Genomic DNA, 26,570 nt, shown 5'->3' on the forward strand with positions numbered 1-26,570 from the left:
GAGGAACCGTTCGTGGGGCAGGCGGGGCGAGGTCATGAGGAGAGGTAACCCGCGAAACGCCTCGCAATGAGCCGGATCACCCGGAGGCCATCCTCCGTACATGCGAGAGTTCGGTCGTGATCCGCGCGCTCGCCTACCGGAAGGGGCAGGCCGCCACCCTGGCCCTGCTCGCCGCACTGGTCACCGCGTGCGCGGTGTTCGCGCCGTTCTACGACCGCGTGATGCAGCAGGCGCTGGTCGACGTGAAGCTCACCGAGGCGCCCGCGCTCGACACGTCGCTCGTCATCCAGGAGCGCGCCGTGCCGGTCACCGACGGGCCACCGCCGAACGTCCCCGGTCCGCGGGACCTGATGGCGGCCGTCCCGTCCGGCCTCCGGCACTGGTTCCAGGAGCCGTCGTACGGCTGGACGGCGGAGGCCACCGTCCCGCACCGTCCCCTGAACCTCAGCGGACAGGTGATGTCGCGGACCGAGGCGTGCGAGCACGTCACGATCGTCTCGGGCCGGTGCCCGAAGGCGGCCGGGGAGATCCTGGTGTCGGTGGCGGACGAGAAGACGTTCGGCTACCGGCCGGGGCAGGTCGTCCCGACCGACGTCGCCGCGCAGGCCGCGGACGAGCCGGCCCGCGAGCGCGGGCTGGTCGTGGTCGGGTCCTACCGGGAGGTCCGCGGCAGCGACTACTTCGCCGAGCCGCTGACCGGCTGGTCGGGCGTCACGGTCGCGGACGTGAGCCCGGCGGTGATCCGCCACGAGATCTGGCTGACCGACGACGCCACGTTCGCCGACGGCCCGGACGCACTTCCCGACCCGCGCTCGGTGGCGGTCCTCCGGCTGGCGAAGGACCGGGTCGGGATCGATGAGATCGGCTCCCTCGCCGCCGTCGCCGCGGTGCACGAGTCGCCGGTGCTCAATGGACGTCAGACCGTGCCCGACGTCCGCACCGGCCTGCCCGACATCGCCGCCGAGATCGCCTCGCAGGTCGACGACTCCCGCGTGCTGGTCCCGCTGATCCTGGCGCCGCTCGCCACGCTGTGCCTCGTCGTCCTCTGGCTCGTCCTGGTCACCATCACCGACCTCAGGCGTTCGGAGGTCGCGGTCGCGCGGTTGCGCGGCCAGGGCGTGCGCGGCGCCCGCCGGCTCCTGGCCGGCGAGCTGGTCCCCGTCGTCCTCCTCGGCGCGATACCGGGGCTGGTCGCCGCCGTCGGCGGCGCCTGGCTGGCCGCTCGGCTGCTGCCCGGCGAAGCCGGCCTCGAGCTGCGCGTCCCCGTGCTGGTGAGCCTGCTCGGCGTGCTGGTCGTGCTGGTCGGCGCGACGTGGGCGGCGTCCTCCCGGGTGGCGCGTACGCCGGTCGACGAGCTGGTCCGCCGGAGTGCGACGTTCCGCCGCGGCTGGCGGATGCGTGCCCTCGACGCCGTCCTCCTGACCGGCTGCGTGGTCCTGGCCGTCGAGTTCGTGACGGGCGGGCTCAGCGGGCCCGCGTCGTACGTCGCCCCCGCGCTGTTCGCCCTCGGGGTGGGCCTGGTGCTGGCCTACCTGATCACGCCCCTCGCGGGCGCGGGCGGACGCGCACTGCTGCGCCGGCGGGCGAGCGGAGCCGCCCTCGGGCTGCTCGACGCCGCCCGCAGCCAGAGCCTGCGCAGCACGGTGACGGTGCTGACCGTCGCCACCGCACTCACCGTCTTCTCCGTCGACGCGGTCCTCGTCGCCGCCCACAACCGGGACCTCGCCGCCCGGCAGGCCGCGGGCGCACCCGCGGTGCTCCAGGTCGTCGGCGCGGACCTGGGCGCCGTCGACGCCGGGATCGACCGGGCCGTGCACGAGACGGGTGACCGCCGGATCACCCCGGTCGTCACGATCCGGCCGAGCGGCGACCCGAGCATCACGACCCTCGCCGTGCGACCCGAGGACTTCGCGAGGACCGCACTCCTCGCCCCCGGCGCCCTCCCGGCCGATTGGGTCGACCTGCTGTCCCCCGACGACATCGAGCCCGTCGACCTCACCGGTCGCAGGCTGACCGTCTCTGTCAGCGGCGGCGTGCTCGGCACCGAGGAGCCGGCCGTGCTCGGCGTCGACGTCGTCACCGACTCGATCGTCTACCACCGTGACCTGGGCCCCCTCCCGGCGTCCGGCGGTGCCCGGCTGGGCGTCGACGTGCCGTGTGCGGACACCTGCCACCTGTCCGCGCTGACACTCACCGGGAGCGTCGGCTCGTCGATGTCGGGCTCGGTCACCTTCGACCGGGTCAGCGTGGACGGCCAGCCGGTGAGCCTGGGCAACGCCTCGACCTGGACGGCGTACGACGGCGACGCTCTCACCCCTGGCGGCACCGACGCTCTCACGCTCGACGTGAGCACCGACGGGCAGGAAGAGGTGGCGACGACCCAGGCGTTCTTCGCGGGCAGCGTCCCGGTGGTGGCCACCGCCGGCGCCCGCCCTCACAGCCAGGACTACAGCATCACCGGGCTCGACGGGCGCTCCCGCGCGGCCGACCTCGCCGGCCGAGCCACCCGCCTGCCGGGTGCACCCGCCCTCGCCGTGCTCGCCAACCTCGACGTGCTGCGCCGCGCCAGCCACCCGGACTCCCAGGCGGTGCTGTCGGTGTGGCTCGGGGACGCCGATCTCGTCGCCCCGACGCGCCGGGCACTCGCCGCGCAGGGTGTGGCGCTGGCCGGCGTGAGCACCCTCGAGGGCGTCCGCCACGACCTCGACCGGTCGATCCCGACCTGGGCCGTCCAGCTCGGAGTGGTGACCGGGCTGGTGTCGCTCCTGGTGGCGCTGCTGATGCTCGCCCTGACCGCCGTCAGCGGCTGGCGCGTCCGGGCACGCGACCTGGCCGCGTTGTGGGTCGGCGGTGTGCCGCGCGGGATCGTGAGCAGGCTCGCGGTCCTCGCCCCGCTCCCGGTCATCGCGGTGGCCGTGCTCGGTGGCGCCGCGGCAGGGCTGGTCGGGGCGATCGTCGCGACACCGTCGATCCCGCTGTTCGCCGAGCCGCCCGAGGTCGACACCCTCGACCTGGCGACGCCGTGGCTCCCCGTCCTCGCCGTCACGGCGGCCTGCCTGCTGCTGCTCGGGCTGCTGGGTGCGGCCACCGGCCGCGCGGTCTACCGGCGCGCGGCGCTCGCCCGACTGAAGGAGGGCGTGTGACCGGCCTGCGCGTCACGACCCAGGGGCTCGTGCACCTCTACCACTCCGAGGGCCACGACGTCGCCGCGCTGTCCGGCGTCGACCTCCACGTCGTCGGTGGTGAGCTGATGGGGCTGCTCGGGCCGTCCGGCTCGGGCAAGTCCACGCTGCTCAACCTGCTGGCCGGCGTCTTCCGGCCGTCGGCGGGCAAGATCCACCTCGGTGACGTCGAGCTCTCCACCGCGACGGCGCACGAGATCGACCGGCTGCGCGCCACCGACGTGTCGCTGATCCTGCAGAGCGCCACCCGCAACCTGCTTCCCTACGCCAGCCCGATCGCCAACGTCGCCTTCGCGCAGCGCGCCGCCCGGCGGGCCGGCAAGGACGTCCCCGACCCGCGCGAGGTTCTCGCCGACGTCGGCCTGGAGGCCAACGCCGACGCCCCGCTGCCCTCGTTGACGCCTGGCGAGCTCCAGCTCACCGCGCTCGCCGTCTCGCTCGCGCCCCGGCCCGGTCTGCTCCTCGCCGACGAGCCCACCAGCCAGCTCGACCACGACGCGCGGGACCGCGTCCTCGAGGCGCTCGCCGCGACCAGCCGCACCCACGGCACGACGGTCGTCCTCGTCACCCACGACCCGCACGTGGCCGCCTACCTGCCGCGGACGGTGACGATCCGCGACGGTCGCATCGGCGGCGAGGGGCGCAGCGGCGAGGAGTACGCGGTCGTCACCGCGGACGGGTTCCTCCCGCTGCCGGCCCACGTGCGCGACGTACTCCCGCCCGGTGCCCTCGTCCGCTTCCATCCCCTGGACGAGCACGGGCGCTACGAGATCGTGCCGGAGGAGACCCATGACTGAGCTCGTCGCCACCGACCTGTCCGTGGAGTACGCCGGCCAGCACGGCCCGCTCTGCGCAGTCCGGCCGCTCGACCTCGAGCTCGCCGCGGGCACGTTCCTCGCCGTCACCGGACCGTCCGGTGCGGGCAAGTCATCGCTGCTCTGGGCGCTGGCCGGCGCTCTGACGCCGGCCACCGGCACCGTGACGGTGACCGGCGAGCGGGTGACCGACCGCGAGCGCGCCGCCACCCTGGGCATCGCGCTCATCCCGCAGGGCAACGGCCTGGCCGGCTCGCTGTCGGCCGAGGAGAACATCCTCGTACCGCTGGTGACCCGTCGGGTCGACCCGGCCGAGGCGTTCCGGCGGACCGATGACGCGCTCGAGCTGGTCGGGCTCGCCGACTCCCGCCGCCACCTCGTCGACGAGCTGTCCGGCGGTCAGCAGCAGCGCGTCGCCCTGGCGCGAGCCCTGGCCCAGCAGCCGCGGGTGATCCTGGCCGACGAGTCGACCAGCGACCTCGACGCGGGCAACCGCGCGCGGATGATCGGCGCGCTGCGCCGCGAGGCCCAGCGGGGCGCGGTCGTGGTGCTGGCGACGCACGACCCCGAAGCCGCGGCCGAGGCCGACGCCGAGCTTGCGCTCGACCAGTCGGTCGCGACCTGGGCCCGGCCGCTGCCGGGCTGAGGCGGTCGGCGGCCGCACGTCCGTCGCGCGTCGCCCCTGGCCGCCCCCCGGCCCGTCGCACGGAAAACAGATGGGTTGGGCGCCGTTCAAGCAAGGTCGAGGCCGCCCAAGTCATCGGTTTTCCATCGACACCCCGGGCAGAAGCCGGATCCCGCAGCATCATCCGGCTGAACCGGGCCGGATCCCGTCCACAGCCCCTCCTGCAGGCGCACTGATCCACAGTCCCGGTCATGGCGCGATCGAGAGCCACCGGCACTGGGGAGATCCCCGGCATGGCGGAGAAGCAGATCGATCCGGCGCCACTCGTCCGACGTGGCCGCTCCCCCGGCGCCGGCTGGTCGCGGGTCGCGCGGGGGCTGCACCGGTCAGGTGGCCTTGGGCTCCTCGGCGATCTCCACGCGTGGTCGGCCGTCCTGCGACCGACCGCGGCATTCACCCATCTGACCGCGGCCCAGGTCCGCGGCTGGTGGCTGCCGCCGCTGCCCGAGGACCTTCCGGTCTGGGTCACCCAGACGATGGCGCAGAACGCCTCCACGAGGAGCGGACTCGTCGTGATCAGACGCCGCGGCATCCCCTGGTACGACCACGTCGGCGGGCTGCGGGTCTCGACAGCGGCGGAGACGCTCGTGACGTGTGCCATCGACCTCGGCCTGCTTGACCTCGTCGTGCTGATCGACGCCGCACTGCACCAGGGCGACGTGACGATCGCCGAGCTCGAGGAGGTCGCGCGGCAGCACCGGCGCGGGGCGCCGCGGCTGCGCGAGGCGATGCCGTACGTCGAGGGGCGGTCGGAGTCGGCGTGGGAGACGCTGCTGCGGGTGCTCCACGTCATCTGCGGGATCGAGGTCGAGCCGCAGAAGGAGCTGTTCACCGCCGACGGGAGCTTCGTCGCACGGGCCGACCTGTGGTTGGTGGGCACGGAGCGGTTCCACGAGTACGACGGCGACGACCACCTCGAGCGACGGCGCCGCCGCAAGGACCTCAAGCGGGACGGGCGGATCGGCCGTGCCGACCTTGAACGCCGCGGCTACACCTCGGCGGACGTGCTCACCCAGGGCGTCAGCATCCTGCGCGACGCCGACGAGGCGATCGGCCGTGAGCACGACCTCGCTCGGATCCGACCGTGGAACGACCTCCTCCGGGAGTCGCTCTTCACACCTTCAGGACGGAGAGGTTCCGCCGACGGCTCCGGCTCGAGGGGGCGACGGAGTCGACAACAGATGACTTGGGCGCCTGACGGCCGGCCCGGGCACCGACCGACCCATCTGTTTTTCCCGCCGCCAGCCAGCCACCGACAACAGCCCCACAGACAGCGGCCAGCCGATAGCCAGAACCCCTAGATCCCCTCCCGCGGCTCATCGATGAACACGACGGGATGGTCGCCGGGGTCACCCTCCATGTTGAGCGCGGAATGGGCGATCACGGCGCGGACGTGGGCGCGCTCGCGCTCCGCGCCGGCGCGGCACGGGATGAGCACGTCGTCGATGGAAGGAGCCGGGGCGAGCGTCGCGCGGTAGCCCTCGACCTCCAGCGCGGCGATCACCGCGGCAGGGTCCTGGCCTTCAGGGACGTGGTAGCGCAGCGTGTCGGTGTTCGGCGAGAAGGCCTCGGCCTTGACGGCCTCGTCACGACGCCGCAGGACGCGGACGGCAGCCATCGCGACGAGCGCGAGGACGACCAGCACCAACACAGGGACGAGTACGGCAGACATGCCGCTCCGGTACCCAGCCGCCCAGCCCGAGCCTCATACGGCTCAGTCGTCCTCCCAGTCGCGGCGCGGGCCGGTGACGGCGTCGCGCTCGGCGCGCGTCATGTTGCGTGACCCGATGAGGCTGACGACCGTCGTGACGGCGAGGGTTCCGACGATGACGACGAGCGAGAGCCAGATCGGGATGTCCGGTGCCCATTCGATGTGGTGGCCGCCGTTGATGAACGGCAGCTCGTTCTCGTGCATCGCGTGCAGGATCAGCTTCACGCCGATGAAACCGAGCAGGAACGCCAGCCCGTAGGAGAGGTAGATGAGCCGCTCGAGCAGTCCTCCGATGAGGAAGTAGAGCTGCCGCAGGCCCATCAGCGCGAAGAGGTTCGCGGTGAAGACGATGTAGGGGTCGCGGGTGAGGCCGTAGATCGCCGGGATCGAGTCGAGGGCGAACAGCAGGTCGGTGGTGCCCAGCGTCAGCACCACGAAGAACATCGGCGTGAGCAGCCGCTTGCCGCCGACGCGGGCGAACAGTTTGGTGCCGTGCCACTCGGCGGTCGCCGGAAGGCGCTTCTCGGCGAAGCGGACGAGCTTGTTCTCCTCGTACTCGTCCTCGTCCTCGCCGCCCTCGCGGGCCAGCTTGTAGGCGGTCCAGACGAGGAAGAGGCCGAAGATGTAGAAGACCCAGCTGAACTGGTTGATCGCGGCCGCGCCGAGCACGATGAAGGCGCCGCGCATGATGAGCGCCAGCACGATGCCGATCATCAGGGCGGTCTGCTGGAACTGCCGCGGCACTCCGAACTTCGCCATGATGATGATGAAGATGAACAGGTTGTCGACCGACAGCGAGTACTCCGTCAGCCAGCCGGCGAAGAACTCGGCCGACGGGTTCGGCGACAGCGCGTGCGGCTCGGCGAAGACCGCCAGTCCGATGCCGAACAGCACGGCGAGGCCCACGAAGACGGCCAGGTGCCGGCCGACCTCCGCCATGGTCGGCTCGTGCGGGCGGCGGGCGATGACGAAGATGTCGAGGGCGAGGACCCCGACGAGGATGACCGTGGTGATGGCCCAGACAGTGGGCGAGGCGACCGAGTCGCCGTAGAGAGCGTTCATGGTGTCAGTGACTCCTCCGGAGCGCGCAACAGGACTCCGGAGGTCTCTTCCACCCACGGGTCACGTGGATCGGCGGCACCGGGTCCGCCCCGTGGGGCGAGCCGTACTGACGACACCGTCGCGAAGGAATACTCCCCTCCATACGAGCACCATCCTCGCACGCCGACCCCGACCCGGGCCAACCGCACCAGGCCGAGGGGGTGACGAGGGCGCTCAGGCGCGGGGCGCGTGCCGCTTGCTGTCCCGCGACGACGGCAGGATGCCGGCGTCCTTGTTGCGCTGCGCCTTCTTGAGCTGACGGCTCAGGCTCCACCCGAGGAACACGACGGCGACGAGCAGGAGCAGGAAGACGGCGAAGGCGGTCCAGCCGGCCTTGACGTCCGCGGCCTGCGGGCCGTCCTCGGCCAGGACGGTGACGAGTGTGACGAACAGGGTGCTCATGATGGTCCCTCGTTGTTGCTGATGCCGGCGAACAGGTCGTCCTCCGGCATGGTGGTCTCGACGTGGCTGACGACGAGCTCGAAGTCCTCGGTCGGCCAGATCTCGTCCTCGAGCTCGCGCGGTGTGGCGAACCACCAGGAGTCGGGGTCGATCTGTGTGGCGTGCGCGAGCAGGGCCTGGTCACGCACGCCGAAGTAGTCCGAGCACGGCACGTGCGTGGTCACGCGGGCGTCCCAGGCGTCGTCCTTGGTCCACCGCTCCAGCCGCTCCCCGTAGTGCGACTCCAGTCCGTGGGCGATCATCGCCTCGTGCAGCGCCTGCGCCTTCGGCCGGTTGAACCCGTGGTGGTAGTAGAGCTTCAGCACCTGCCACGCCTCACCCAGCTCGGGGTGCCAGTCGGGGTCTGACGCCTTCTCGAAGGCGAAGACCGAGACCTTGTGGCACATGATGTGGTCCGGGTGGGGATAGCCGCCGTTCTCGTCGTACGTCGTCAGGACGTGCGGCTTGAAGGAGCGGATCAGCCGCACGAGCGGCACCGCCGCCTCCTCGACCGGGACCAGCCCGAAGCAGCCCTCCGGCAGCGGCGGCAGCGGGTCGCCCTCCTTCTCAGCCTCCGGCCAGCCGGAGTCGACGAACCCGAGGAAGTCCTGGCTCACGCCGAGGATGTCGCGAGCGCGCTCCATCTCCTGCCGACGGATCTCGTGGATGTTCTCCAGGATCCCGGGCCGGTCCATCTTCGGGTTGAGGATCGAGCCACGCTCGCCGCCGGTACAGGTCGCCACGTGCACGTCCACGCCGTTCGCGGCATACATCGCCGTGCTCGCGGCGCCCTTGCTCGACTCGTCGTCGGGGTGCGCGTGGACGTGCATCAGGCGCAGGCCCTTCCAGGCCGTGGCGCGGGGGTGCTCGGGCATGTACCGATCCTAGGTGGGAGAGTGTCGGCGTGACTCAGCAGGATCCGCGCATCGCCCAGCGGTACGCCGCCCAGGGGTCCGTGTGGCCCAAGGTCTTCATCGTCGCCGGGCTCGCCGTGGTGCTCCTGCTGGCGGTCTGGCTCGCCTGGGCGGTGTGGGTGCACTCGACGCCGCGGGTCACGTCGAGCCTGACCACCTTCGACGTCGTGGACGAGCACTCCGTCACCGCGGAGGTCCAGGTCGACCTGCGCTCCGACGCCGAGAACGCCAGCTGCCTCGTGCGTGCCTACGCCGAGGACCACACCGTCGTGGGCGACGTGTCCTTCGAGCCGAAGGACGGAACCAACGACGTCACGATCCGCACGGAGCGGCGCGCGACCTCGGTGGACCGGATCGGTTGCACGGCCGACGGGCAGAACGACGCCCGCTAGGGGTCTCCAGACGGTCGCTGCGCGACCTCCTCGACCAGCGGCCGCTGGGTCAGCCCTTGAAGAGGTCGGCGCTGAGCACGTGGACCTTGATGGTCTTGCCGGTCGGGCCGGTGAACTCCACGGTCTCGCCGGCCTTGTGGCCGAGCAGCGCCTGACCGATCGGTGCCTGCGGGCTGAAGACGTCGCCGTCGTAGAACGACTTCATCTCGATCGACGCGAGCAGGAACGTCTCGGCCTCGTCGTCGTCGTCGCCGTCGTACTTGTAGGCGATGACCTTGCCCGCTGCCACCACGCCGTCGTCGGCGGGCTCGGTCGTCTCGGCGGTGCGCAGCAGCGCCTCGAGCGCCTGGATCTCCCCCTCCAGGCGACCCTGCGCCTCGCGGGCGGCGTGGTAGCCGCCGTTCTCCTTCAGGTCGCCCTCGTCGCGCGCCGCGCTGATCTCGGCGACGATCTTCTGGCGCTGGGGACCCTTCATGTCCTCCAGCTGGGCGGCCAGCTGGTCGTAGGCCGACTTCGCCAGCCACACGGTGGACGTGGTCTCGGTCTGCTGCGTCATGACGGGTACTCCTGATGGATCTCGGGAAGCCGGGCGACGGGAGAAGGCACGATCGCCACGGGTGAAGCACAGTCGGCGGGCGCATCCTTTCTCGACGGCCCAGCGGGACTGTCAGATCGTCCAGTGTAACAAGCGGGGACCAAGAACATGCGTCCACGCGCCGGACGACGGGGTGGGTCAGGTGGCGTCCACCCGGTACCCACGCGAGCGCAGTCGATCCATCACGTCCGCCGCGTGCGGCTCGCCGCGGGTCTCGAGCTGGAGCAGCACCTCGACCTGGTCCAGGCGCAGCGCGGCGCTGTGCCGAGCATGCGCGACGTCGAGCACGTTGGCCCCCGCAGCCGCCACCTCGCCGAGCAGGTGGGCCAGCTCGCCCGGGAGGTCGGGGATGACGACGCGCAGGGTGAGGTAGCGGCCGGCCGCGGCCAGTCCGTGCCTGATCACCTTGTTGAGCAGCAGCGGGTCGACGTTGCCACCGGACAGCACGATCACCGTCGGCCCGACGAAGGCCAGCGGGTCGTCGAGGACCGCGGCGACGCCGGCTGCACCGGCCGGCTCGACGACGAGCTTCGCGCGCTCGAGCACCGCGAGCAGCGCCCGTGATAGCGACTCCTCGGAGACGGTGCGGATCTCGTCCACGTGATCGCGTACGGCGCCGAAGGTGATGTCTCCCGGCAGCCCGACAGCGATGCCGTCGGCCATCGTGCGCATCGACGGCAGCGCGACCGGGCGGCCCTGCTCGAGCGACCCGGGGAACGCGGCGGCCCCCTCGGCCTGGACGCCGATCACCCGGACGTCGGGCCGCTTGGCCTTGATCGCGAGCGCGATGCCGGCGAGCAGCCCTCCCCCACCGGTCGGCACGACGACGGTGCGCACCTCGGGCACCTGCTCGAGGATCTCGAGCCCGACGCTGCCCTGGCCGGCCACGATGTCGACGTGGTCGAACGGGTGGATGAGCACGGCACCGGTCTCGTCGGCGTACCTCCTGGCCGCGACGAGGCTGTCCTCGAGGTAGCGCCCCTCGAAGACGACCTCGGCGCCGTAGCCCCGGGTCGCGCGCTCCTTGGGGATCGGCGCGCCCTCGGGCATGAAGACGGTGGCCTTGATCCCGAGGGTCTGCGCGGCGAGCGCGACGCCCTGGGCGTGGTTGCCGGCGCTGGCCGCGACGACCCCGCGGGCGCGCTCCTCGGCGCTGAGTCGGGCGATGCGCACGAAGGCGCCGCGGGCCTTGAACGAGCCCGTCCGCTGCAGGTTCTCGCACTTGAAGCGGACCGGCGACCCGGTGCGCTGCTCGAGCCAGCGGGCACCCTGGACGGGCGTCTCGATGGCCGCGTCGCCGATCAGTGCGCGCGCGGCCTCGATGTCGGCAAGGGTGACGGCGGGCTCGCTCATCGGTCGGAGTCCTCGGTGTCGTTGGAGTCGGGGAGGTCGGCGGTGCCCGGCGCGTCCGTGGCGTCATCCGACACGTCAGGCGACACGTCGTCGCCGACGGGTGCCTCGTCGGCGAGAGCACCCGCCGAGACCCCGGAGACGAGGTGCTGCACGACCGCGTTGATGGCCGCCGCGAGCGGCACGGCGACGAGCGCCCCGGCGATGCCGGCCACGAGGATGCCGGTCGCGATCGCCACGATGACGCCGAGCGGGTGCACCGAGACCCACCGGCCGAGGAGGAACGGCTGGAGTCCGTGGGCCTCGAGCTGCTGCACGAGGATGACGCCGGCGAGCATCAGCAGTGCGGTGATGAGGCCCTGGTCGACCAGGGCGACGAGGACGGCGACGCTGCCGGCCACAGTCGCGCCGACGAGCGGCACGAAGGCGCCGAGGAAGACGAGGACGCCGATCGCGGCTACGAACGGTACGCCCAGGATCGCCGCCACGATCATCACGCCGATCGCGTCGACGGCCGCGACGATCACGGTGGCCCGCACGAACTGGGTGAGCGAGATCCAGGCGACCCGGCCCGAGCCGTCGACCTGGTCGCGGGCCGCGCGCGGAGCGAGCCGGACGATCCAGGACCAGATCCGGTCGCCGTCGGCGAGGAAGAAGTAGGTCGCGAAGAGTGTGATGAAGAGACCCGCGAAGACGTGCGACAGCGCCGTGCCGACCTCGCCGACGCGCCCGACGACATTGCTGCCCTGGCTCTGGTCGGTGATCGACTTCTGGATCCGGTCGATGTAGTCGTTGATCTGGCTGTCGCTCGCGTTCAGCGGGCCGGTCTTGAGCCAGTCCTTGATCTCGTCGAGCCCCTTGACCGTCTGGTCGGCGAGGTCGTGGGCGCCGTTGGCGACCTGCTGGCCAGCGAAGGTGAGGAGGGAGGCGATGAACAGGATGCCGCCGATGACGACGAGCAGCGACGAGACGCCGCGCGGCAGGCCGACCCGCTGCAGCGCCGCGACGACGGGTACGACGAGCGCGGCGATGAGCATCGCGACGACGATCGGGATGACCACGACCTCGAGGAAGCCGAGCGCACGGACCAGCAGGTAGCCGGCGCCGGCGATGACGAGGAACCGCCAGGACCACTGCGCGGCCATCTCCACGCCGCGCGGCACCTCCGGCCGACCGACCGGCACGCGCGTGGTCACCGGCACCGCTAGCTGTGCCTGGCGCTCCTCGCGCAACTGGCTCCACTGGTGCAGGAGCCGGGCCGCGAAGCCGGCGTCGTCGGCCGACGGCGGCGCTGCCGGCGGCGGCGCCGCCAGGGGCGGCGGCTCCAGGTTGTCCTCGGTCACATCGCTGAGACTACGAGGTCGCGAGCACGGGTCGCGCCTCACCCGGCCGCGTCCGGCGGCCGTCAGCTGTCAGCTGTCAGCTGTCAGCCCAGGGCGCGGTCGAGGTCGGCGACCAGGTCGTCGGCGGTCTCGATGCCGACGCTGAGCCTGATCAGGTCGGCGGGGACCTCGAGGTCGGTGCCCGCCACGCTGGCGTGGGTCATCCGGCCGGGGTGCTCGATGAGTGACTCCACGCCGCCGAGGGACTCGCCCAGGGTGAAGACCTCGGCCCGCTCACACACCGCGAGCGCCTGCGCCTCGCCGCCCGTGACGCGGAAGGACACCATGCCGCCGTACCGCTTCATCTGGCGGGAGGCGACCGCGTGGCCGGGGTGGCTCTCGAGGCCGGGGTAGATCACCTCCGCGACACGGGAGTCGTTGACCAGGAAGTCGACGACGCGCTCCGCGTTGTCGCAGTGCCGGTCCATCCGGACGCCGAGCGTCTTGAGGCCGCGGTGGGTGAGGAACGCGTCGAACGGACCCGCTACGCCGCCGATCGCGTTCTGGTGGAAGGCGATCCGGTCGGCCAGCTCGAGGTCGCGCACCACGACCGCTCCCCCGACGACGTCGGAGTGGCCGCCGACGTACTTCGTCGTGGAGTGGACGACCACGTCGGCGCCGAGGGTCAGCGGCTGCTGGAGGTACGGCGACGCGAAGGTGTTGTCCACGACGAGCAGTGCACCGGCCGCGTGGGCGAGGTTGGCGATCGCCGCGATGTCGCCGATGTTGAGCAGCGGGTTGGTGGGCGTCTCGACCCAGACCAGCTTGGTGCGGCCGGGCTGGATCGCCTCGGCGACCGCCGCGGCGTCGTGCACCGCCGCGGGGGTGTAGTCGAGACCCCACGGCCGGGCGACCTTGTCGACGAGGCGGTAGGTGCCGCCGTAGGCGTCGTCGGGGAAGACGAGGTGGTCCCCCGGCTTCATCAGCGACCGCAGGATGGTGTCCTCGGCGGCCAGGCCGCTGGCGAACGCGAACCCGCGCTCGCCCTCCTCGACGGCCGCGATCGCGCCCTCCAGCGCGGTGCGGGTCGGGTTGGCGGAGCGGCTGTACTCGTAGCCGCCGCGCAGGCCACCGACGCCGTCCTGCTTGTAGGTGCTGGACGCGACGATGGGCGGGTTCACCGCGCCGGTCGTCGGATCCGGCTCGTAGCCGGCGTGGATCGCGCGCGTCTCGAAGCCTGACTTGTTCCGGTGCTCCTGGGTCACAGCCCGAGCCTAGCCAGCCGGGGAACGTCTGGCGCAGCGGCGGTGTTTGGATGGGTGCCACCACCAGACTCTCGAAGGAGGACACCATGTTCGGTCGTCCGACCGCCCTCTTCGCCCCCGAGCAGACCCTGCCCGGTCACGAGGCCCCCGCCTGGGAGCTGCCCGCGCAGCACCGGGTCCTCGGCACCGCGCTCGACGCGACGCCCGGCGACGGCACCACGCCCGACGGCCTTGAGGTCGCCTACTTCGGTCTGGGCTGCTTCTGGGGCGCCGAGGAGATCTACTGGCAGAAGCCCGGGGTCTACACGACGTCCGTCGGTTACCAGGGCGGCACCTCGCCGAACCCGACGTACGAGGAGGTGTGCTCGGGCCGGACCAACCACACCGAGGCCGTCCGGATCGTCTTCGACCCGGCGGTGGTCTCCTACGCCGACCTGGTCAAGCAGTTCTTCGAGGTGCACGACCCGACCCAGGGCATGCGCCAGGGCAACGACGTCGGGACGCAGTACCGCTCCGCGATCTACTTCACGAGCCCGGAGCAGGAGCTGACCGCCCGCGAGCTGACCGAGGTGTACGGCGAGGAGCTGGCCCGTCGCGGGTTCGACCCGATCACCACCGAGGTCCGCGAGGCGCCGATCTACTACTACGCCGAGCCCTACCACCAGCAGTACCTGGCCGTGAACGTGAACGGGTACCGGTGCCACTCGTCGACCGGGATCCCGTTCCCGGGCTGATCGGCCGCTCCGCAGAAGTCACCACGGAAATCGCTCAACCCGGGCCGCGGTCGGACGAATATTGGGATTGACCACTTCCTGGACGAGATCGCGGGGAACTTCCATGGCAGGCACTGCGCCACGCCGAGCGACCCTCGAGCTGCTGTTCAACTCGTTGGTCTGCTGCGCCGGCCTCGTGGTGGCCACAGTGGCCGCCGTCTCCGCGGTCTCCAGCGGAGAGACCGTGCCCCCGCTGCTCGCCGTCGGCGGCATCCTGCTGACGGTGCTGGTCGCGCGGTTCCCCGTGCTCTTCGACCGCGGCGAGGGCGGCACCGTCGAGATCGGCTTCGACTCGACCGTGCTGATCTTCATGCTCTGCACGCTCGACGAGAGCGCGGCGCTCGTGGTCTGGTCGCTCGGCGTCCTCGCGACGCAGATCGCCTCGGAGAAGCGGGTCGCGGCGAAGCTGTTCAACATCGGCGTCGGCATCCTGGGTGGGGCGATCGCGGCGCTCATCCTCGCCGCCACCCCCAAGTCCGACGGTCTGGCGACGGCCCACGAGCTGCTCGCGGTCGCAGTCGCGGCGACGGCGTACTTCAGCACCGACCTGTTGCTCTCCGCGGTGTCGCTCACGATCAGGGGCGGGCAGTTCAGAAATCACGTGCTGCAGCGCCAGACCGTGCTGGCCATCGCCTGCTTCGTCCCCTTCGACATGCTCGGCTACCTGGCCGCCATCGTCTATCGCGCGACGCCGTGGTGGACGCTGAGCCTCCTGTGTGCACCGCTGGTGAGCCTCCTGGTCGCGACCCGCGCCGTGACCCGGGGCGAGGAGAACTCTCGCCGGCTCTCGGCGCTCTTCGACGCGGCCGTCCGCGCGCAGACGCTCACCACCCGCGGTGAGGTGGAGGAGGCGCTGGTCGATGACGCCCGACGGCTGCTCCGCCTCCCCCAGGTCGACGTGCGCCCCACGCCGCCGGGCAAGGGCGAGATCGGCGCCGAGGTGCGCGGCGGCAAGGAGACGACCTGGCTGGTCGCGAAGGCGCTCGACCGGGCCCGCTCGACGTCGTACGCCGACGAGCAGGCGCTCAAGGCGCTCGCCGCGGTCGCCGACGAGGCGCTCTCCCGCCTCGACCTGATCGAGGAGAAGGTGCACGTCGCGCGGCACGACCCGCTCACCGACCTGCCCAACCGCGGCATCCTGCTCGACCGCGTGTCGCGGGCCCTCGAGGCCGCGCACGCCGACGCGCGTTGGGTGGCGCTGCTCTTCATCGACCTCGACGACTTCAAGCCGGTCAACGACCGCTTCGGCCACGACGCCGGTGACGCCGTCCTCGTCGAGCTCGCCGACCGGCTCCGGACGGCGGTCGGCGGTGCCGGCACCGTGGCCCGGCTCGGCGGCGACGAGTTCGCCGTCCTCTTCGAGGACCTGCCGCCGCGTGAGGTCGAGACGGCGTGCGAACATTTGCTCGCGATCATCGCCGACGACCTCCACGTCGGGGGCAGCACGTTCACCATCGAGGCCAGCGCCGGCATCGCCTTCGCGGAGTCCGACGACACCGCGACGGGCCTGGTCCGCAAGGCGGACCTCGCCATGTATGCCGCCAAGGCGAAGGGCGAGGGCGGTGTCGAGAAGTACGTCAGGGCGATGGGTCAGTCCCGCCTGGAGCGGCTCGACCTGATCGACGACCTGCGTTCCGCCATCGCCGGCGGCGAGATCAACGTCGTCTACCAGCCGATCATCGCGGTCGAGACCGGCCGGATCGTCGGCGCCGAGGCGCTGGCCCGCTGGTCACGCGACGGCGTCCCGATCCCGCCCGACGTCTTCATCACTGCCGCGGAGGACGCCGGCCTCATCGTGGACCTCGGCGACCACGTTCTCCGGCGAGTGGCCGCCGACGTGGCGACGCTGCGCAGCCACATCGACGGCCCGTTCCTGATGACGGTCAACATCTCCGCGCGCCAGCTGCGCGAGGCCACGTTCGTCGACAGCGTGCGAAGCGCCATCGCCGCGATGCACGGCGTCACCCTGGTCCTCGAGATCACCGAGCGGCAGGGCATCGACCTCGACCCGATCGTGCTGTCGCGGATGGAGGCGATCTGCGCGGCCGGCGCCCGCTTGGCCGTCGACGACTTCGGCGTCGGCTTCTCCTCGATCAGCTATCTGCACGACCTGCCGGTGCACTACATCAAGGCCGACGCCGCCCTGGCCCAGGACATCGCCGTCGACGAGCGCGCCCGCGCCCTGCTGCGCTCGGTCATCGCGATGGGCCGCACCCTCGGCCTCGGCGTCGTGATCGAGGGCATCGAGTCCGACGACCAGCTCGCGGCGCTCGGCAACGACACCGGGGAGCTGACCGCCCAGGGCTACCTGATGTATCGCCCCATGGTCCTCGACCGGCTCGCGGCGACCATCGCAGTCGACCGCGACGTCAACGCGCAGGCGCCGCAGGACCACCGCTGGCGGGGCGTGAAGGCCCTCGTCGAGGCGTCGGCCTGAGCCGCACCGGCTGGGTCGGCGGTCGTCGCGAGCGTCCTGCGGCGACCCCGCCAGGTCGCGCGGGGCGGCATGGATCTGCGCCCGTACGGATAATGGGCCGCGTGCCGCCGACGACGACCTTCGACAGCCTCGAGATCGAGTACGACGACCGCGTCCTCAGCCCTCGACCCTGGACTGCGCTGCAGGCGCACTGGGCGGCCGAGCTCCTCGGCGAGGCGCCGGCCGGCGCGGTGCTCGAGCTCTGCGCCGGTGCCGGCCAGATCGGGCTGCTCGCGATCAGCCGGCAACCTCGCCACCTCGTCTGCGTCGACAGCTCGCCCGTCGCGTGCGACTTCGCCCGCGGCAACGCCGTGGCCGCCGGACTCGGCGAGCTGGTCGACATCCGCGAGCGCCCGCTGGAGGACGCCGTGGCGCCCGATGAGCGGTTCGCACTCGTGATCGCCGACCCGCCGTGGGTCCCTCGCGACGAGACCGACCGCTTCCCCGAGGACCCGCTGACCGCCATCGACGGCGGTCCGGACGGGCTCGACGTGGCGCGCTCCTGCGTCCGCGTCGCAGCCGCCCATCTCCTGCCCGGCGCCTCGATCCTGCTGCAGCTCGGCACCCGGGAGCAGGCTTCGACGCTCGCCGGCGAGTGCCCCGACCTCGAGCTCCTCGGCCTCCGCGACGCCGACGGCGGGGTCGTCGTACTCCTCCGCCCCCGCTGACCTCTTCCCGCCGCCCGGGCCGGCGACGATCAGACGGTCACCGGTCGAGGGCCCGCTCGTGGACCGCGCGCATCTCCTCGTCGTACGGCGCGACCGGGCCGACGACCTCCAGCCCCGGTGCGACATCGGTGATCGCGAGCGGTCGCACCGGCGACCCCGACAGCCCCCAGCCGGTCCGCCAGCCGGAGAGCTGCTCGGCGGAGGCGGCGTAGACGACCCTGCCCAGGCCGGCCCACCCGTGCGCCGCGGCGCACATCGGGCAGTGCTCGCCGGAGGTGTAGACCGTGGTGGCCGCCCGCTCGGCCACCGGCAGGTGCGCGATCGCCCAGCGGGCGAGGGCCAGCTCGGGGTGCGCGGTCGGGTCGCTCTCGGTGTGCTCGAGGTTGCGCGCCTCGGCGAGGAGGTCGCCGTCGCTGTCGACGAGCACCGACCCGAACGGGTCGTCCCCCGCCTCCAGCGCCTCGACGGCGAGCGTGACGCAGCGGCGCAGGTGCACCGAGTCGACGTTCTCGGTCATCGGATGGCCCTCGTCGTCGCCTCAGTAGCGGGCGAGCCGTGCGACCCGCCCGTCGCCACCGGCGGCCCAGCAGGATCCGTCGTGGGTGCAGTCGAGGGCGTGGTAGCCCAGCGTGCTGACGTGGGTCCAGCTGCGGCCGCCGTCTGTGCTCACGCTGGTGCCCATGACGTCGCCCGACTCGCCCGTGGCGACCAGCCGGTCGCCGCGGCCGGGCAGGAAGGCGACGTCCTCGGCCAGGTGCGTCAGGTCGCCGGCGTTGCGCCACGTGCCGGAGCGGCCGGTCGTCGCCACGGCGTCCACGCCATCGGCCGGCTCGCTGAAGTCGCCGCCGACCGCTACGCCCTGCCACGGCGTGCGGAAGGCCAGCCCGAACACGCCCGCTGCCTCGCCGGCCGGGATCGTGGAGTCGGTGGCGGTCCAGGTCCGCCCGAAGTCGTCGGAGCGGAAGACCCGGGACAGCCCGCCGCCGGAGCCGAAGTACGCCGTCCGGCCGACCGTGACCAGGCAGTCCCCGCTGGCCGCGAAGCCGGCCTCGGTCGCCGCGTCGGGCATGCCGTCATCGGGCAGGACGTGCCACGAGCGGCCGGAGTCGCGGGTCGCGAGGATCCGGAACCGCCCGTCGACGGGGTCGCTGAGCGCCAGGCCGCGCCGGCCGCCGGGGTAGAACGCCAGGCAGTCGTAGAAGGCGGCCGGGTCGGGGTTGACGAAGGCGGTCGCCCAGGTCCGGCCGCCGTCGGTCGTGCGGTAGATCCGCGACGCGTCACCCTCGCCGATCGCGAGGACCACTGCCTCCTTCGCGCTGCGCGCGGCCACGTCCCGGAACAGCAGACCGTCGGTGTGGGGCGGGCTCACGTCCTTCCAGGTCCGCCCGCCGTCGGTGGTGCGGAAGACACGACCCGGCCCGCCGTCGGTCGCGCTGCCTCCGGCGACCCAGGCGGTCCGCCGATCCACCGCGTCGAGCCCGCGGAAGCTCTGGTCCGGGTCCACCACCGTCTGTCCCCACACCGGCGACCCGTGGTGGCCGGACCTGGTCGGGTGGTGGCCGGGGCCGGCGTACGCCGTGTTGATGGGGCCGGTGAGGCTGGCCAGGCTCGCCAGGAGCACGGTGGACAGGACGAGGGATCCGAGACGTCGCATGTCAGCACCCTGTTCCTTGCGCGGTGCTCCTGTCCAGATCGATTCAGGAGACGCTGATGTCGCGGTGCCAGGACTCGGTGACGACGCCGGTGCTCCACCCCATCGCGCGGTAGAGGCCGTCGGCCCCGGTCGGGCTGTCGGCGTCCACCTCGAGGCCCACCCGGTCCTCGCCACGCTCGGCGGCGTCACGGATCACGGCGCCGAGCAGGGCCTTGGCGACGCCGCGGCCGCGGGCGTGCCGGTTTACCCCGATGTACTCGACGTAGTTCCCGCCGCCCGGCATGGCCGTCGCGACCAGGGCCCCGGCCGGCACCGGCTCCTGATCGGGGTGCTCCGGGTCGTCGACGAACGCCAGCCACCACTTGTCCCAGCTGTGGCCGGGCTCCTCGCGGAGCCGCTGCATGAACTCGGGGAAGCTTTCGCGATAGGAGTTGAAGTGGTCGGCGAACGACTCCTCCAGCATCTGGTGCACGGTCCAGAGGTCCGCGGCGACGGGCAGGCCGTTGTCGTGCCGGCGCACCCGGCGGACGGTCACGCCGGGACGAGGAGCGGGCGGGTCCTCGCCCGGCTCGACCGGACGGCTCATCTGGAGCCAGGTGCGCACCTGGGTGAATCCGGACCGGGTGAGCCACTGCCGCTGGACGGCGTCCTCCGCGTACGGGCTCGCGTCGAGCTGGGTGCCGTGCAGGCCGCGCATCCGGGCGATCGCCCGGGCCCGCTCCGCGGCCCAGGCGTAGAGCGCGCCGGCGACCTCCTCGGCCTGCTCGACGGAGCGGTCGACGTAGAGGTGCACCATCGTGCGGCCGGCGGCCCGGTCGTGGACCATCACCCAGGCGCGCAGGGCACCGCCCGGGTCCACGGCGACCAGTTGCCACCTCGTCCAGGAGCGCAGGCCTGCGATCTCGGACTCCAGCCGCGCCTCGTCCACGACGCTCGAGCCGGTGAACGGTTCCTTGTCCGCCCTTCGGAGCGCGACGAGGGCCGGCAGGTCGGAGATCTCCGGCGTACGCGCGCTCCAGGCGGCGGGCAGTCCGGCGGCGGTCGGCGAGAGCGGCATCCCGCCAGTCTTCCAGGTCAGCAGACCGCCTTGCCGCCGGCGTAGTCGGGCGGCGGCGGGCTGTCGCCGTGGTAGGGCGGCCGGTGCAGCACCGCGCTACCGGAAGGTCGTCGAGGTCGACGAGTGATCGGTCAGTGCCGCTTCTGGATGAGCACGACGTAGCCGAGAGCGACGCCGAGGCCGGCCACGATCGGGCCGAACGACTGGGCCGTGCCCGAGGACGCGAAGGTCCAGATGGCCCCGAGGACGACCATCGCCAGCGCGACCAGCGTCCCCATCACCTTGATCGCGATGTTGGGGCTGCCGTAGCGGTTGTCGAGATCGGGCTTGCTCATCGCAGCAAGGTTAACGGGAGCACCCGCGCCGCGTCCTAGTCGTACCGGGCCTCGACGACCTCTCCCGTCAGACCGTCGATGAGCTGGGTGCCGTCCGCTGCCGACCGCAGGGCACGCAGGGCGATGGCGCGACGGTCGAACGACAGGGCCTCCACGTCGCCGGGCCCGGCGAGGATCCAGCGGCGCGGCAGTCGCGTCCCCCGATCTGGACGCCCGGGCTCCGGCTCACGGTCGCCGGGGGCGACGTACGCGTGGTGCAGCGCCTCGGCGAGCCGGGCGGCGCGCACCCGGCCGATGCCGGGGTGCTGGAGCAGGCCCTCCGGGGCGGCTGCAGCGACCGCCGCGATGCTGCCGAAGGCGGCGAGCAGGCTCCGCGCCATGGTCGGGCTGATGCCCGGGACGATGGAGAGCATCACCTCCGCCTGTGCGGACGGGTGGCGGGGAGCCCGGCGCGGACCCTCGGTCCGCACCGTCGGCGCGGCGCGGCGGGCCCGCTTGGCGAGCCGGACGATCCAGGCGGCGCTGTCCTCGACGTCGAGGCTGTGCAGCACGGCGAACCCGTCCTCCACCAGCCGGCACACCGCGCCGCGCCACGCGTCCTCGGCGAACCCGCTCGGCTCGCCCTCGATCAGGAGCACCGCCTGCGGGAACGCCGACTGCAGGCGCACCGCCTGGTCGAAGATGCGCCCGTCGCGGATCGACGCACCCAGGTCGGCGGGGCCCTTGCGCTCGACGGCCAGCCCGGGCCCGAGGACGTAGTCCCCGACCGGCAGGTCGGTCAGGCGTACGTCGACGCCGGCGGCGACCAGAGCGTCGGGGATGCCGCTGCTCCGCTCGCGGTGGTCGACCAGCACCGGACCCGTCTCGACCACGGACCCGACGCTACCGGGCCGATCAGCGCCCCGACGTCCCCGCACCGGTCACCAGAGCCCGACGAGCCCGCCGCCGATCCGGATCACGAACCCGGCCACGACGAGGATGAAGAACACCCGGACGAAGCGGGTGCCGCGCGCGACGGCGACCCGCGCACCGGCCCAGCCGCCGATCAGGTTGCAGCCCGCCATCACCAGCCCGACGTGCCAGACGACCGCGTCCTGGGGCAGGAAGACGAGCAGGGCGGCGAGGTTGGTCGCGACGTTCGCGATCCGTGCCTTCGCCGAGGCCTCGAGGAAGTTGTAGCCGAGCAGGGCCACGAGGCTGATCACGAAGAAGCTGCCCGTCCCGGGGCCGAGCGCGCCGTCGTAGAACCCGACAAAGAGACCCGTCCCGACAGCGGCCAGCGTGTGGTGGTGGCCGGCGAAGCGGAGCTCGGTGACCTCGCCCATGCTGGGCCGGAAGATCACCCACGCGCCGACGAGGACCAGGGCGACCAGCACGATCGGCTCGAAGGCGCTCGAGGGCAGGTGCGAGGCGACCACCGCCCCTCCCGCGGAGCCGGCGAACGCGGCGAGCATGAGCGGCACGAACGTGCGCGGGTCCGGCCGCACCCGGCGGTAGTACGTCGTCGCCGCCATCGTGGTCCCGAAGACCGACGAGAGCTTGTTGGTCGCGAGGATCTGCACCGGCGCGACGTTCGGCATCCCGAGCAGCAGTGCGGGGAGCTGGATGAGCCCGCCGCCGCCGACGACCGCGTCGACGAACCCGGCCGAGAGGGCCGCCAGCCCGAGCAGTGCCAGCACGGTCAGGCTTGGGTCGGACACGCAGCCTAGGGTGCCATCCGGTCGGCGCGCCGGTTCAGCAGGGCTCGCCCCGGTCGTTGGCCGCCAGCGTCGGGCTGACGGACCGTCAGCCGGCCCACCAGCCGCGACCGCCCCAGCCGCCGAACCCGCTCGCATCGCCGAAGCCGCCCCGGTCCGAGCGCGAGCCGAGGTAGGAGCCGACGACCGCCGCGCCGAGGTCGTCGAGCTCGGGCGCGACCACGCGTCCCTCGACGCGCTGGGCCATCGAGTCCACGAACCGCGCGAGGCCGGGGTCGTCGCCCAGCCGGAAGAACGTCGTCTGCGCGCCGAGCCTGCGTGAGTTGTCGAGCTCGCGGACGGCGTAGGCGATCGTGAGCGGGTGCGGCGGGTAGGAGAAGAAGACCTCGCCGTCGGACTCCAGGTGGGAGGTCGGCTCGCCGTCGGTGACGATCAGGAGCACCGGCTGGGCGTTCGGGTGCTTGCGGAAGTGCCGGTTGGCGAGCAGCAGCGCGTGGTGCAGGTTGGTGCCCTTGTCCCACATCGCGTCGAGCGCGGTGAGCTCCTCGATCTCCATCGTCCGGGCGGCCCGTCCGAACCCGATCAGCTGCAGCGCGTCACCGCGGAAGCGGCTGCGGATCAGGGTGTGCAGCGCCAGCGCCGTGCGCTTCATCGGCACCCAGCGGCCGTCCATCGCCATCGAGAAGCTGGTGTCGACCAGGAGCGCGACGGCGGCCTGGGTGCGGTCCTCAGTCTCCTGGACCTCGATGTCGTCGACGTCGAGGCGGACGGGCGGGATGGCCCTGCCCTCGCCTGCTGTACGCCGGACGGCGTTCCTGATCGTGCGCGGGATGTCCCACGGCTCGGTGTCGCCGAACGCCCACGGCCGCGTCGCCCCGGACAGGTCGCCCGCGGCGCCGGCCCGGCGGAGGTCGCGCTGGCCCTGCCGGCCGCTCATCCGCTCGGCGACGTCGCGCAGCAGTGCCTTGCCGAGCTGCCGCATCGCCTTCGGCGTGAGCCGCAGATCGCCGTCGGAGCCGCGCTCGAGCTGGCCGGTGTCGCGCAGCGCCCGCTCGATCTCGGCGAGGGTGCGCGCGTCGACCGCGGCGTCCTCGCCCAGCTGCCGGGCGAGCGCGTCGAGGTCGATGTCGTCGAGCCTGCTGCCGGCGTACGACTGGGAGAGCTGCTCGGAGAGCTGGTCGAGCTCGGAGAGCTCCTGCAGCACGCCGGTCCCGTCGCCGAGGCCGAGGCCCTCCTGGCCGTCGAAGTCCTCCGAGCCGCCCCAGTCCTCGCCGGGGCGCAGCATCTGCAGGTTGCCGTCGAGCCGGGCGAGCTGGTCCATGAGAGCGGGCGACCCGAAGGCCTGCTGGGAGAGCTGCATGAGCTCCGCGCGCTGCTCGGGCGACATCGAGTTGAGCATCCGCTGGGCGGCGGCCGACCGCTGGGCGAGGGCGTCGAGGAGCTCGTCGATGTTCTGCGGGTTCTCCGGGAAGAAGTCGCCGTGCTTGTCCATGAACTCCTGGAAGTCCGCGGGGGTGTCCTCCCCCATCGCGTGCTTCTCCAGGAGCTCGTTGAGGTCGCCGAGCATCTCGTTGACGGCCGCGCGATCCTCGTCGGTCGCGCCCTCGAGCGCCTGCTTCATCCCCGCGAACCGCTGGTCGAGCAGCTCGCGGCCGAGCAGGTCCTTGATCTGCTCGTAGGCCTCCCGCGCCTCCCGGCTCTGCCAGTCGTACGACGACAGCTCGGTCACCGCCGCCGCGGTGTTCGGCGGGAGGGAGTCGAGACGCATCTCCCGGAAGGCGCGGTCGGCGTCGTCCATCATCGCGTCGCGGGCCAGCTGCTTGCGCTCCTCGAGGACGGCCTTGTCGAGCAGCTCGCGCACCTCGTCGAGCGTCCCGTCGAGGTTGTGCCGCTGGGTGAGCTCGCGCCGCTTCTGCGCGACCTGGCGGGCCAGGTCGTCGAGCCCGCGCTGCTGGCTGCCACCGCGCCGCAGGAACTCCCGCATCGCCCGCTCGGGGCTGTAGCCGGCCATGACGTCCTGGCCGATCGCGTCGAGCGCCTCGGCCAGGTCCACGGGCGGCGCGAGCGGGTCGCCGCCGGCGTACTTCTTGTACTTAGCCATAGACGGTCTCGTCGCCGTCGGTGTCCTTGCCGATCCTGCGGGCCAGGTAGAGCCCCTCGAGCGCGAGCTCGATGGCTGCCGCCCGCTCGCCGTCGTTGGTGGCGCCGAGCCGGTCGCAGACCTGGTCGTAGACGTCGGACTCCCCCAGTCGAGGCAGCCCGGTGAGGAAGTCGAGCGCCGTCATGCGGCCGCTCGTGGTGACCATCGCGCCGCTCTCGATCGCGTCGACCAGCAGCGCGAAGTCGACGCCGCGGAAGTGCTGGCGGACCGTCTCGGCGGTCGCGGTGCGCAGCAGGTGGGTGAGGATCTCGTCCTCCCGGCCCTCCTCGCCCGACTCGAACTCCACCTTGCCACCGAGCACCTCGACGGCGGTGTGCAGGTCGACGACGCGGGCGACCGGCTCCTCGCCGTGCACGGTGGCCCGGTGGAGAGCGGCGGCGGCGACGGTCTCGGCGCCGGCGATCGAGAAGCGCGCGCTCACGCCGCTGCGCTGGTCCACGGCGGTCGACTCGCGCAGGTTGCGCGTGAAGCGGGCCAGGATCTCGACGAGGTGGTCGGGTACGTCGGCCACCAGCTCCGCCTCCTGGCGGATCACGGCCACCTCCGCCTCGAGCGCGACCGGGTAGTGCGTGCGGATCTCGGCGCCGAACCGGTCCTTGAGCGGCGTGATGATGCGTCCGCGGTTGGTGTAGTCCTCCGGGTTGGCGCTGGCCACGACGAGCACGTCGAGCGGCAGGCGGAGCACGTAGCCGCGGATCTGGATGTCGCGCTCCTCCATCACGTTGAGCATCGCGACCTGGATCCGCTCGGCGAGGTCCGGCAGCTCGTTGATCGCGACGATGCCGCGGTGGCTGCGCGGGATCAGGCCGAAGTGGATGGTCTCGGGATCGCCGAGCGATCGGCCCTCTGCCACCTTCATCGGGTCGACGTCGCCGATCAGGTCGGCCACCGAGGTGTCCGGCGTGGCGAGCTTCTCCGAGTAGCGCTCGGACCGGTGGCGCCAGGAGATCCGGAGGTCGTCGCCGTGGGCGACGGCCGACTGCTTCGAGGTCACCGTGACCGGGTCGTAGGGGTGCTCGCCCAGCTCGGAGCCGGAGATGACGGGGGTCCACTCGTCGAGGAGGCCGACCATGGTGCGCAGCAGCCGGGTCTTCCCCTGCCCGCGCTCACCGAGGAGGACGACGTCGTGGCCGGCGATGAGGGCGCGCTCGAGCTGAGGCACGACGGTGTCCTCGAAGCCGTGCAGGCCGGGCCACGGGTCCTCGCCGGAGCGGAGCTTGGTGAGCAGGTTGTCGCGGATCTCCTGGCGCAGCGGCTTGAGGACGTGGCCACTGGCGCGAAGCTCGCCGAGGGTCGCGATCGAAGGGGCTTCAGACACGTGGTCACGCTACGCCGCGACACAAGCGACTTTCCCCGTGTGGAACACCCGGAAATGCCAGTAGGGCCACCCCCGCGGGGGTGGCCCTACTGTGAATGATTGTCCGGCGGCGTCCTACTCTCCCACAGCCTCGCGGCTGCAGTACCATCGGCGCTGAAGGGCTTAACTTCCGGGTTCGGGATGGGACCGGGTGTTTCCCCTTCGCCATGGCCGCCGTAACTCTAGTTCGACCCCCCGGCGCGCCGTCGGCGCCGCTGGGGTCGAAAGCCACTATTCATATGTCACGTGCACCCGGGGGCGACTGGTGTCGCCACGGGTTCGTGGTGTGGTTGTTGTGGACGCGAGCAGTGTGTCTTCTGCACTGTGTTGGCGCAGGACCCTACTTGTTGTTGGTTTTGTTGAGGGCTTGTATGACAAGCCCTCGGCCTATTAGTACCGGTCGGCTGGGCATTGCTGCTGTACACCTCCGGCCTATCAACCCCATGGTCTGTAGGGGGCCTTACCCCATCAAGTGGGTGGGAAACCTCATCTTGAAACGTGCTTCCCGCTTAGATGCGTTCAGCGGTTATCACTTCCGAACGTAGCCAACCAGCCATGCACCTGGCGGTACAACTGGCACACCAGAGGTTCGTCCATCCCGGTCCTCTCGTACTAGGGA

General features: G+C 72.1%; 24 protein-coding genes and 2 rRNA genes. 8 read left to right on the plus strand and 18 right to left on the minus strand.

What is annotated here, in order from left to right:
- The first annotated feature begins 116 nt into the window (after positions 1-116).
- From BM236_RS02705 to BM236_RS02720, 4 genes are all read left to right on the plus strand, one after another.
- Positions 117-3,143 (plus strand): FtsX-like permease family protein, encoded by a 3,027-nt coding sequence (locus BM236_RS02705; RefSeq protein ID WP_091119812.1) that lies wholly within the window; start codon positions 117-119, stop codon positions 3,141-3,143.
- Positions 3,140-3,979, plus strand: a complete 840-nt coding sequence (locus BM236_RS02710) for an ABC transporter ATP-binding protein (RefSeq protein ID WP_091119814.1) — start codon at positions 3,140-3,142, stop codon at positions 3,977-3,979. The genes BM236_RS02705 and BM236_RS02710 overlap by 4 nt, the downstream gene beginning before the upstream one ends.
- Positions 3,972-4,643 carry an ABC transporter ATP-binding protein gene (locus BM236_RS02715; RefSeq protein ID WP_091119817.1) on the plus strand — a complete coding sequence of 224 codons (672 nt, stop codon included), beginning with the start codon at positions 3,972-3,974 and terminating at the stop codon, positions 4,641-4,643. Before BM236_RS02710 ends, BM236_RS02715 begins: the two co-directional genes overlap by 8 nt.
- A 230-nt stretch (positions 4,644-4,873) precedes the next feature.
- Positions 4,874-5,983: a hypothetical protein gene (locus BM236_RS02720; RefSeq protein ID WP_139230006.1), complete on the plus strand. Its 1,110-nt coding sequence runs from the start codon at positions 4,874-4,876 to the stop codon at positions 5,981-5,983.
- Here BM236_RS02720 and BM236_RS02725 read toward each other — a convergent pair.
- The 4 genes from BM236_RS02725 to mca form a co-directional block, all read right to left on the minus strand.
- Positions 5,980-6,354 (minus strand): hypothetical protein, encoded by a 375-nt coding sequence (locus BM236_RS02725; protein WP_139230007.1) that lies wholly within the window; start codon positions 6,352-6,354, stop codon positions 5,980-5,982. The genes BM236_RS02720 and BM236_RS02725 overlap by 4 nt on opposite strands.
- 42 nt (positions 6,355-6,396) lie before the next feature.
- Complete coding sequence (locus tag BM236_RS02730) at positions 6,397-7,455, minus strand: TerC family protein (RefSeq protein WP_091119824.1); 1,059 nt, start codon at positions 7,453-7,455, stop codon at positions 6,397-6,399.
- Positions 7,456-7,668: 213 nt separating this feature from the next.
- Entirely contained in the window at positions 7,669-7,896 is a 228-nt protein-coding gene (locus BM236_RS02735; RefSeq protein ID WP_091119826.1) for a hypothetical protein, read from the minus strand.
- Positions 7,893-8,810: a mycothiol conjugate amidase Mca gene (gene mca, locus BM236_RS02740; protein WP_091119828.1), complete on the minus strand. Its 918-nt coding sequence runs from the start codon at positions 8,808-8,810 to the stop codon at positions 7,893-7,895. Before mca ends, BM236_RS02735 begins: the two co-directional genes overlap by 4 nt.
- Positions 8,811-8,839: 29 nt before the next feature.
- Between mca and BM236_RS02745 the strand changes: the two genes are divergently transcribed.
- Positions 8,840-9,241 (plus strand): DUF4307 domain-containing protein, encoded by a 402-nt coding sequence (locus BM236_RS02745; protein ID WP_091119831.1) that lies wholly within the window; start codon positions 8,840-8,842, stop codon positions 9,239-9,241.
- 49 nt (positions 9,242-9,290) lie between these two features.
- Here the strand turns inward: BM236_RS02745 and greA are convergent, their stop codons facing one another.
- The 4 genes from greA to BM236_RS02765 form a co-directional block, all read right to left on the minus strand.
- The gene (greA, locus tag BM236_RS02750; RefSeq protein WP_091119833.1) at positions 9,291-9,797 is read right to left on the minus strand and encodes a transcription elongation factor GreA; all 507 of its coding nucleotides are present in this window, start codon (positions 9,795-9,797) and stop codon (positions 9,291-9,293) included.
- Positions 9,798-9,974: 177 nt separating this feature from the next.
- The gene (gene ilvA / locus BM236_RS02755; RefSeq protein WP_091119836.1) at positions 9,975-11,189 is read right to left on the minus strand and encodes a threonine ammonia-lyase; all 1,215 of its coding nucleotides are present in this window, start codon (positions 11,187-11,189) and stop codon (positions 9,975-9,977) included.
- Complete coding sequence (locus tag BM236_RS02760; protein WP_091119838.1) at positions 11,186-12,529, minus strand: AI-2E family transporter; 1,344 nt, start codon at positions 12,527-12,529, stop codon at positions 11,186-11,188. The genes ilvA and BM236_RS02760 overlap by 4 nt, the downstream gene beginning before the upstream one ends.
- A gap of 83 nt (positions 12,530-12,612) precedes the next feature.
- Complete coding sequence (locus BM236_RS02765; protein ID WP_091119839.1) at positions 12,613-13,773, minus strand: cystathionine gamma-synthase; 1,161 nt, start codon at positions 13,771-13,773, stop codon at positions 12,613-12,615.
- Positions 13,774-13,859: 86 nt separating this feature from the next.
- Between BM236_RS02765 and msrA the strand changes: the two genes are divergently transcribed.
- The 3 genes from msrA to BM236_RS02780 all read left to right on the plus strand — a co-directional run bounded on the left by msrA (position 13,860) and on the right by BM236_RS02780 (position 17,690).
- Positions 13,860-14,507, plus strand: coding sequence for a peptide-methionine (S)-S-oxide reductase MsrA (gene msrA, locus BM236_RS02770; protein WP_091119842.1), 648 nt, complete (start codon positions 13,860-13,862; stop codon positions 14,505-14,507).
- A 103-nt stretch (positions 14,508-14,610) separates the two neighbouring features.
- A complete protein-coding gene (locus BM236_RS02775) occupies positions 14,611-16,983 on the plus strand; it encodes a putative bifunctional diguanylate cyclase/phosphodiesterase (protein ID WP_091119843.1) in 2,373 nt (790 codons plus the stop codon).
- Positions 16,984-17,075: 92 nt separating this feature from the next.
- Complete coding sequence (locus BM236_RS02780) at positions 17,076-17,690, plus strand: RsmD family RNA methyltransferase (protein ID WP_091119846.1); 615 nt, start codon at positions 17,076-17,078, stop codon at positions 17,688-17,690.
- A 37-nt stretch (positions 17,691-17,727) separates the two neighbouring features.
- Here the strand turns inward: BM236_RS02780 and BM236_RS02785 are convergent, their stop codons facing one another.
- From BM236_RS02785 to BM236_RS02830, 10 genes are all read right to left on the minus strand, one after another.
- Entirely contained in the window at positions 17,728-18,207 is a 480-nt protein-coding gene (locus tag BM236_RS02785; RefSeq protein WP_091119849.1) for a nucleoside deaminase, read from the minus strand.
- Between the two features lie 21 nt (positions 18,208-18,228).
- Complete coding sequence (locus BM236_RS02790; protein WP_091119851.1) at positions 18,229-19,344, minus strand: beta propeller repeat protein; 1,116 nt, start codon at positions 19,342-19,344, stop codon at positions 18,229-18,231.
- A 43-nt stretch (positions 19,345-19,387) separates the two neighbouring features.
- Positions 19,388-20,401, minus strand: coding sequence for a GNAT family N-acetyltransferase (locus BM236_RS02795; RefSeq protein ID WP_091119854.1), 1,014 nt, complete (start codon positions 20,399-20,401; stop codon positions 19,388-19,390).
- Positions 20,402-20,532: 131 nt separating this feature from the next.
- Positions 20,533-20,736 carry a hypothetical protein gene (locus tag BM236_RS02800; RefSeq protein ID WP_091119856.1) on the minus strand — a complete coding sequence of 68 codons (204 nt, stop codon included), beginning with the start codon at positions 20,734-20,736 and terminating at the stop codon, positions 20,533-20,535.
- A 35-nt stretch (positions 20,737-20,771) separates the two neighbouring features.
- A complete protein-coding gene (locus tag BM236_RS02805) occupies positions 20,772-21,608 on the minus strand; it encodes an ERCC4 domain-containing protein (RefSeq protein WP_175507516.1) in 837 nt (278 codons plus the stop codon).
- Positions 21,609-21,656: 48 nt separating this feature from the next.
- On the minus strand, positions 21,657-22,436 hold the full coding sequence (locus BM236_RS02810) for a sulfite exporter TauE/SafE family protein (protein ID WP_091119860.1): 780 nt from the start codon (positions 22,434-22,436) through the stop codon (positions 21,657-21,659).
- Positions 22,437-22,521: 85 nt separating this feature from the next.
- Positions 22,522-24,534 carry a vWA domain-containing protein gene (locus BM236_RS02815; protein ID WP_091119862.1) on the minus strand — a complete coding sequence of 671 codons (2,013 nt, stop codon included), beginning with the start codon at positions 24,532-24,534 and terminating at the stop codon, positions 22,522-22,524.
- Positions 24,527-25,912 carry a P-loop NTPase family protein gene (locus tag BM236_RS02820; RefSeq protein ID WP_091119864.1) on the minus strand — a complete coding sequence of 462 codons (1,386 nt, stop codon included), beginning with the start codon at positions 25,910-25,912 and terminating at the stop codon, positions 24,527-24,529. Before BM236_RS02820 ends, BM236_RS02815 begins: the two co-directional genes overlap by 8 nt.
- A gap of 101 nt (positions 25,913-26,013) precedes the next feature.
- A 5S ribosomal RNA gene (gene rrf, locus BM236_RS02825) occupies positions 26,014-26,130 on the minus strand.
- Between the two features lie 191 nt (positions 26,131-26,321).
- A 23S ribosomal RNA gene (locus BM236_RS02830) occupies positions 26,322-26,570 on the minus strand; the annotation flags it as partial.

The organism is Nocardioides terrae (assembly GCF_900112345.1).
Classification (GTDB): Bacteria; Actinomycetota; Actinomycetes; order Propionibacteriales; family Nocardioidaceae; genus Nocardioides; species Nocardioides terrae.

Excerpts from the sequence above, each read along its gene's own strand:
- ilvA (WP_091119836.1), bottom strand. The coding sequence starts at position 11,189 with ATGAGCGAGCCCGCCGTCACCCTTGCCGACATCGAGGCCGCGCGCGCA.
- BM236_RS02795 (WP_091119854.1), bottom strand. The coding sequence starts at position 20,401 with ATGCCGCTCTCGCCGACCGCCGCCGGACTGCCCGCCGCCTGGAGCGCG.
- BM236_RS02790 (WP_091119851.1), bottom strand. The coding sequence starts at position 19,344 with ATGCGACGTCTCGGATCCCTCGTCCTGTCCACCGTGCTCCTGGCGAGC.
- BM236_RS02815 (WP_091119862.1), bottom strand. The coding sequence starts at position 24,534 with ATGGCTAAGTACAAGAAGTACGCCGGCGGCGACCCGCTCGCGCCGCCC.
- mca (WP_091119828.1), bottom strand. The coding sequence starts at position 8,810 with ATGCCCGAGCACCCCCGCGCCACGGCCTGGAAGGGCCTGCGCCTGATG.
- greA (WP_091119833.1), bottom strand. The coding sequence starts at position 9,797 with ATGACGCAGCAGACCGAGACCACGTCCACCGTGTGGCTGGCGAAGTCG.
- BM236_RS02725 (WP_139230007.1), bottom strand. The coding sequence starts at position 6,354 with ATGTCTGCCGTACTCGTCCCTGTGTTGGTGCTGGTCGTCCTCGCGCTC.
- BM236_RS02775 (WP_091119843.1), top strand. The coding sequence starts at position 14,611 with ATGGCAGGCACTGCGCCACGCCGAGCGACCCTCGAGCTGCTGTTCAAC.
- BM236_RS02715 (WP_091119817.1), top strand. The coding sequence starts at position 3,972 with ATGACTGAGCTCGTCGCCACCGACCTGTCCGTGGAGTACGCCGGCCAG.
- msrA (WP_091119842.1), top strand. The coding sequence starts at position 13,860 with ATGTTCGGTCGTCCGACCGCCCTCTTCGCCCCCGAGCAGACCCTGCCC.
- BM236_RS02735 (WP_091119826.1), bottom strand. The coding sequence starts at position 7,896 with ATGAGCACCCTGTTCGTCACACTCGTCACCGTCCTGGCCGAGGACGGC.
- BM236_RS02720 (WP_139230006.1), top strand. The coding sequence starts at position 4,874 with ATGGCGCGATCGAGAGCCACCGGCACTGGGGAGATCCCCGGCATGGCG.
- BM236_RS02780 (WP_091119846.1), top strand. The coding sequence starts at position 17,076 with ATGGGCCGCGTGCCGCCGACGACGACCTTCGACAGCCTCGAGATCGAG.
- BM236_RS02785 (WP_091119849.1), bottom strand. The coding sequence starts at position 18,207 with ATGACCGAGAACGTCGACTCGGTGCACCTGCGCCGCTGCGTCACGCTC.
- BM236_RS02730 (WP_091119824.1), bottom strand. The coding sequence starts at position 7,455 with ATGAACGCTCTCTACGGCGACTCGGTCGCCTCGCCCACTGTCTGGGCC.
- BM236_RS02800 (WP_091119856.1), bottom strand. The coding sequence starts at position 20,736 with ATGAGCAAGCCCGATCTCGACAACCGCTACGGCAGCCCCAACATCGCG.